Annotated in this window: 5 protein-coding genes; 3 read left to right on the top strand and 2 right to left on the bottom strand. The window is 67.8% G+C overall.

Annotated features, from left to right (window positions below):
- Nucleotides 1-603 (bottom strand): amidohydrolase family protein (locus CEJ42_RS19215; protein ID WP_129587785.1); only part of this gene is annotated, 603 nt, incomplete at its 3' end.
- Between the two features lie 8 nt (nt 604-611).
- Complete coding sequence (locus CEJ42_RS19210; protein WP_276329115.1) at nt 612-1,760, bottom strand: 4-oxalomesaconate tautomerase; 1,149 nt, start codon at nt 1,758-1,760, stop codon at nt 612-614.
- A gap of 142 nt (nt 1,761-1,902) precedes the next feature.
- Here CEJ42_RS19210 and CEJ42_RS19205 point away from each other — a divergent pair, with 142 nt between their 5' ends.
- The 3 genes from CEJ42_RS19205 to CEJ42_RS19195 all read left to right on the top strand — a co-directional run bounded on the left by CEJ42_RS19205 (nt 1,903) and on the right by CEJ42_RS19195 (nt 6,024).
- Nucleotides 1,903-3,108: a LysR family transcriptional regulator gene (locus tag CEJ42_RS19205; protein WP_088752169.1), complete on the top strand. Its 1,206-nt coding sequence runs from the start codon at nt 1,903-1,905 to the stop codon at nt 3,106-3,108.
- Nucleotides 3,109-3,342: 234 nt separating this feature from the next.
- The gene (locus CEJ42_RS19200; RefSeq protein WP_079218516.1) at nt 3,343-4,671 is read left to right on the top strand and encodes an MFS transporter; all 1,329 of its coding nucleotides are present in this window, start codon (nt 3,343-3,345) and stop codon (nt 4,669-4,671) included.
- Nucleotides 4,672-4,698: 27 nt separating this feature from the next.
- Complete coding sequence (locus CEJ42_RS19195) at nt 4,699-6,024, top strand: gallate dioxygenase (protein ID WP_088752168.1); 1,326 nt, start codon at nt 4,699-4,701, stop codon at nt 6,022-6,024.
- Nucleotides 6,025-6,050 lie beyond the last annotated feature (26 nt).

Below are 6,050 nucleotides of genomic sequence, written 5' to 3'. Positions count from 1 at the left end.
GGCCGTGGTGTCGGCGTTCAGGTAGTGCGACCCGGTGGTGTGGAAGCAGGCGTTGCAGCTGGTGCTGACGTGGATCATGGCCGGCACGTCCAGCTCCACCATCTTCTCGTACAGCGGATGCCAGGACTTGTCGGACAGCGGCGGCGAACTCCAGTGGCCGCCGGACGGATCCGGGTTCAGGTTGACGCCGACGAAGCCGTATTCCCTGACGCATTTCTCCAGCTCGGCAATCGACGTGCGGATGTCCGCCCCCGGCGACTGCGGCAGCATGGCCGCGCCGATGAAGTGCTGCGGGAACAACTGCGCCACGCGATGGCAGAGCTCGTTGCAGATCGCCGCCCAGGTCTGGCTGGTGTTCAGGTCGCCGATGTGGTGCGCCATGAAGGACGCGCGCGGCGAGAAGATGGTCAGGTCGGCGCCGCGCTCTTTCATCAGGCGCAGCTGGTTGCCTTCGATCGACTCACGCAGTTCGTCGTCGCTGATCTTCAGCTCCGACACCTTCGGGCCCAGTTCGGGCGTCTTCAGATGGGCGATCTGGCGGTTGCGCCACTCTTCCAGCGCCTTGGGCGCGGTCGTGTAGTGGCCGTGGCAGTCGATGATCAGTGAATCTCTCATTCGTGGTTCTCGTTCGTTGCGTTCAGGAGTGCGGCGGGAATGAGGACCTCCCCGCGCATGATGGGGCGCGCCGTGCGCAACAGCGCGGCGCTGACGATCTGTTGCTGGTCGCGCGCGTCGAGTTCGAGCTCGACGCTGAATTCGCCACTGGGATGCTCGACCGATACCGTGCGGCGCAAGCCGCTGCCGGCCTGCGCCAATCCCTGCGCGACCGCGCCTTCCAGCACGCAGGCGGTGGCCACCGTGACGGCCGCCAGCACACCGATGGCCTCGTGGCACACATGCGGGATGAAGCAGCGGGTCGAGACCGCGCCGCCGCCGGCCGGCGCCGACAGCAGGCACATCTTGGGATAGTTCTTCGCGGCCACGTCGCCCAGACCCATCAGCGGGCCGGCCGCCAGGCGCAACGCTTCCAGCCGGCTCTTCAGTTCCTGGTCGGCGTTGAGCACGGCCACGCTCTCGCAGCCGGTGATGCCGAAGTCGGCCGCGCGCACCAGCACCATGGGCATGCCGTTGTCGATCAGCGTGGCGGCAACTTCGTGCGTCGCGCCGTCGGCGGTGGAAAAGGCCACATGGTCGAGCACGCGCCCCGTGGGCAACATGGAGGGGCACACCGAACCGGCGGTGTCGAGGAAGCTGATCTTCACCGGCGCCGCGCTGCCGGGCACGCCGTCGATGCGGGTGTCGCCGGCGTAGCGCAGGCGAGCGCCCGGCGTCTGCACTGTGACGTCGCACTGCATGCCGGTGTTGAGTGTCAGGATGCGCGCCGTGGTGGTCTCGTCGCCGGCCTCGACCAGGCCGCGCTCGATGGCGAACGGCAAGACCGCGGCCAGCATGTTGCCGCAGTTGGGGGTAGTGTCGACCTGGTCGGAGTCCGGCTGCAGCTGGGCGAACAGGAAATCCAGGTCGACGCCGGGCGTGGCGCTGCGGCTGACGATGGCGGCCTTGCTGGTCAACGGATGCGCTCCGCCCAGGCCGTCGATCTGGCGGCGGTCGGGCGAGCCCAGCGCGGCCAGCAGCACGCGGTCGCGCGCGGCGATGTCGGCCGGCAGCTCATCGGCCAGAAAGAACGGCCCGCGCGAGGTGCCGCCCCGCATCAGGGTGCAGGGGACGGGCAGCAGGTCCGGGCTGGAAGGGATAGGCACGCTCTTTACCTTTGCAAATATTCTTGTCATCGAGTGCGCCGAGTATGCGTGAGCGACTGCCGGGCTTGGTTGCGTTGTATCCTTTCCTCTGTTCTAATTTTCTAATCGCGTTCAGACCGAACCTGCCCGACAGGCCGTGATCATGTCCCTGCTCAACCTGCGTCACCTGCACGTCTTCAATGTGGTTGCCGCCACCGGCGGCGTGCGCCGCTCATCCGACACGCTGCTGCGCGCCTCCTCGGCGGTGGCGCGTTCGGTGGCCGCGCTGGAGCACAGCCTGGACGCCCAGCTGTTCGAGCGCAAGGGACGCGGCATGCTGCTGACGGCCGCCGGCGAAGCCGTCAAGCTGCGGGTGGACCGCATCGAGGCCGAGCTGCGCGAGGTGCGCGACGACGCGCTGCGCCTGCGCGACCGCAACGGCGGCCAGGTCGGCAGCCTGGATGCGCTGTTCAACGAACGCCGCCTGCAGGCCACGGCGCTGCTGGCAGAGACCCACCACATGCCCAGCGTGGCGCGCCTGATGGAGGTGTCGCCCTCGGCGGTGAGCCAGGCGATCTCGATGCTGGAAGGCATCCTGGGCCAGCCGCTGTTCTTTCGCACCGCGCACGGCATGCTGCCCACCGACGCCGGGCGGCGCTGGACCGAGCGCTTCGAGCGCGCGCTGGCCGAGCTGCGCCATATCCCTGAAGACATCGCCGCGCTGGCCGGCATCGTGCAGGGCACGGTGACGGTGGGCGCGCTGCCGCTGGCGCGCTCGCAGCTGCTGCCGGCGGCGCTGGCGCGCGTGCTGGAGAAGCACCCTCGACTGCAGATCCGCTCGCTGGAAAGCCCTTATGAAGAGCTGGCCGCCGGCCTGATGAGCGGGCGCATCGATTTCATCGTCGGCGCGCTGCGCGCCTTCTCCGGCGACACCTTCGACATGCGCTCGCTGTTCGCCGACAGCGCGGCCCTGATCGCGCGCACCGGCCATCCCCTGGCGCAGCGCAAGAAACTGTCGGCGGCCGACCTCGAGGGCTATCCCTGGGTGCTCTCGCGCGCCGGCACGCCGCTGCGCGAATCGATAGAGCAGTTCTTCCGCGACAGCGGCCTGGACGTGCCGCGCGCGGCGGTGGAGACCGGAGACCTGGCGCTGCTGCGCGGACTGCTGGTCTCCAGCGACATGCTTACCGTGATCTCGGCGCACCAGCTGCACCACGAGATCAGCACCGGTCAGCTGACCGCCCTGCCCTTCGCCATGCGCGGCATGGAACGCACGATCGGCATCATGCAAAGAAAAGGCGCACACCTGTCCCCCGGCGCCCGCGCGCTGCAGCTGGAGATCGAGGCGGCGGCGGCCTCCTGGGAATAACCCTCACCGGTGTTTCACGGCCTCGTCGGGCGCCTTTCCCGGCACTTGTAAAAATCCATCCCAATTAGGAAATGGCAACGCTCACGCAGCCGAAAGCAATACTCGGCGCGGAGCGCGGACTTACACTTCTTCCATTGTCGAGGCAGGCCGTTTGCACTTCGGCAAGCATTTTTGACGCCGCCCGCACACAGGCGCGGCGCTTCCATATAAATTCCTATACATACTGGAGACTTAATGAATACAGCACAATCGCTGGACGTGCGGGCCCATATCAACGGGCGCAAGATGTCCGGATATCAATGGCTGCTGCTGGTGCTCTGCTTCCTGATCGTGGCGACCGACGGCATGGACGTGGCCATCATGGGCTTCCTCGCGCCCGACATCACCAAGGAATGGGGCATTTCGCGCGCCGCCTTCGGCGTGGTGATGAGCGCCGCGCCGATCGGCCTGGCCATCGGCGCGCTGGTGGTGGGCCCGCTGTCGGACCGCTACGGCCGCAAGAAACTGCTGATGACGGCGGTGGCGTGGTTCGGTCTGTTCAGCGTGCTGTGCGCCAGCGCGCAGGACGTGGTCACGCTGTCGGCGCTGCGCTTTCTGACCGGCATCGGCCTGGGCGCGGCCATGCCCAACGCCACCACGCTGCTGTCTGAATACGTGCCCGAGCGCTCGCGCAGCACGCTGCTGGCGATCATGTTCACTGGCTTCAACCTGGGCTCTGCACTGGTCGGCTTCGGCGCCGCCGCGCTGCTGCCGCAATACGGCTGGCGCACGGTGCTGCTGGTGGGCGGGGCGATCCCGCTGGCCTGCCTGCCGTTCTACCTGTGGCTGATTCCCGAGTCGGCGCGCTTCATGGTGGTGAAGAACTTCGCCGCCGAGCGCGTGGCGCGCACGCTGGAACGCGTCTGCGGCGGCAGCTTCGCCGCCGGCCAGACCTTCACCGTCAGCGAACCCGCCGTCAAGAGCGGCCAGCCGGCCAAGGTGCTGCTCTCGGACACCTACCGCAAGACCACGCTGTCGCTGTGGGGCACCTATTTCATGGGCCTGCTGGTCATCTATCTGCTCTCCGGCTGGCTGCCGACCCTGATCAAGGATGCCGGCCTGCCCATCGAGAAGGCGGCCAGCATCACCGCGCTGTTCCAGCTGGGCGGCACCGTGGGCGCGCTGGTGGTAGGCTACCTGATGGACCGCTGGTCCCCGAGCCGGGCGATCGCCGCGGCCTATGTGTCGGGCGCGGTATTCATCCTGCTGCTGGCCTCGGGCAGCGTGCAGTCGGGCATGTTCGCGGCCTACGTGCTGCTGGCGGGCTTCTGCATGAGCGGCGCGCAGACCGGCCTGAACGCCTTCGCGCCGTCCTGCTACCCGACCGCGGTGCGCGCCACCGGCGTGTCGTGGATGCTGGGCGTGGGCCGCTTCGGCAGCATCCTGGGCTCCTTCGCCGGCGGCGTGCTGCTGTCGCTGGGCTGGAGCTTCGGTTCGGTGATCGCGGTGCTGGCCGTGCCCGCCACCCTGGCCGCGCTGATCATCGTCTTCATCCAGCTGGGCCAGCGCCCGGCGGCGGCATAAGCTTCATCGCATAGAGGAAATCGTTTCATGGCAAATATCGTAGGCGCGATCGCAACGTCGCACACCCCCACCATCGGCTTCGCGCTCGACGCCGGCAAACAGCACGACGATGTCTGGGCGCCGATCTTCAAGGCCTACGAGCCGGTGCAGAAGTGGCTGAAGGAGAAGAAGCCCGACGTCATGCTGGTGGTCTACAACGACCACGTGACCTCGTTCTTCTTCGACCACTACTCGGCCTTCGCGCTGGGCGTGGGCAGCGAGTACAAGGTCGCCGACGAAGGCGGCGGCGCGCGCAAGCTGCCGCCGGTGGGCGGCCACGCGGCGCTGGCGCGCCACATCGGCAGCTCGTTGATGGCCGACGAGTTCGACATGTCCTTCTTCCAGGAGAAGGCGCTGGACCACGGCTGCTTCTCGCCGCTGTCGATGCTGTGGGAGCACGAGAACGGCTGGCCCGGCAAGATCATCCCGCTGCAGGTCGGCGTGCTGCAGTTCCCGATCCCGACCGCGCGCCGCTGCTACAAGCTGGGCCAGGGACTGCGCCGCGCCATCGAAAGCTATCCGGAAGACCTCGACGTGGTGCTGGTGGCCACCGGCGGCCTGTCGCACCAGGTGCACGGCGAGCGCGCCGGCTTCAACAACACGCCCTGGGACCACCGCTTCCTCGACCTCCTGGAAAACGATCCCGAGGCGCTGGCCCGCCTCACCCACGCCGAGCTGGCCACGCTGGGCGGACTGGAAAGCGCCGAGGTCATCATGTGGCTGGTGATGCGCGGCGCCATGCCGGCCGGCATCCACTGCCGGCACCGCGAGTACTACCTGCCCTCGATGACCGGCATCGCCGTGGCCGTCTACGAGCCCGCGGTGGCCGTCGATGGCGTCAATGGCGTCGACGCCGCCCTGCAGGCGCGACGCGCCGAAGAGCATCGCGCCCACGTGGCGCGCCAGCTGGACGGCATCGAGAAACTGCAAGGCACCTATCCGTTCACGCTGCAGACCAGCAACGAGCGTTACCGCATCAATCGCTATCTGTACCAGCTGATCCAGCCGGCCTTCCGCGAACGCTTCCTGGCCGACGCCGAGGCGACCTATGAAGAAGCCGGCCTGACCGGGGAGGAGCGCGACATGATCAGCCGCCGCGACTGGCAGGCGATGATCCGCTACGGCGTGATCTTCTTCCTGCTGGAAAAGCTGGGCGCGGTGGTGGGCGTGTCCAACCTGCACATCTACGCCGCCATGCGCGGCCAGTCGCTGGCGGATTTCCAGCAGACGCGCAACGCGCCGGGCGCGCTGTACTCGGTGGCCGGCTCGGCCTCCGACCGCGCGGCCGACTGGAACAAGACCGGCACCAAATAATCACGGTGAGCAGCTCCTGTGGCCCG

It is taken from the genome of Herbaspirillum robiniae (genome assembly GCF_002213415.1).
GTDB lineage: Bacteria > Pseudomonadota > Gammaproteobacteria > Burkholderiales > Burkholderiaceae_D > Herbaspirillum > Herbaspirillum robiniae.
Note: the sequence above shows the minus strand (reverse complement) of the source record. Positions and strands in the feature narration are given on the sequence as shown.

Bases quoted from the DNA above. Each gene is read 5' to 3' on its own strand.
- CEJ42_RS19205 (WP_088752169.1), top strand. From the start codon at position 1,903: ATGTCCCTGCTCAACCTGCGTCACCTGCACGTCTTCAATGTGGTTGCC.
- CEJ42_RS19195 (WP_088752168.1), top strand. From the start codon at position 4,699: ATGGCAAATATCGTAGGCGCGATCGCAACGTCGCACACCCCCACCATC.
- CEJ42_RS19200 (WP_079218516.1), top strand. From the start codon at position 3,343: ATGAATACAGCACAATCGCTGGACGTGCGGGCCCATATCAACGGGCGC.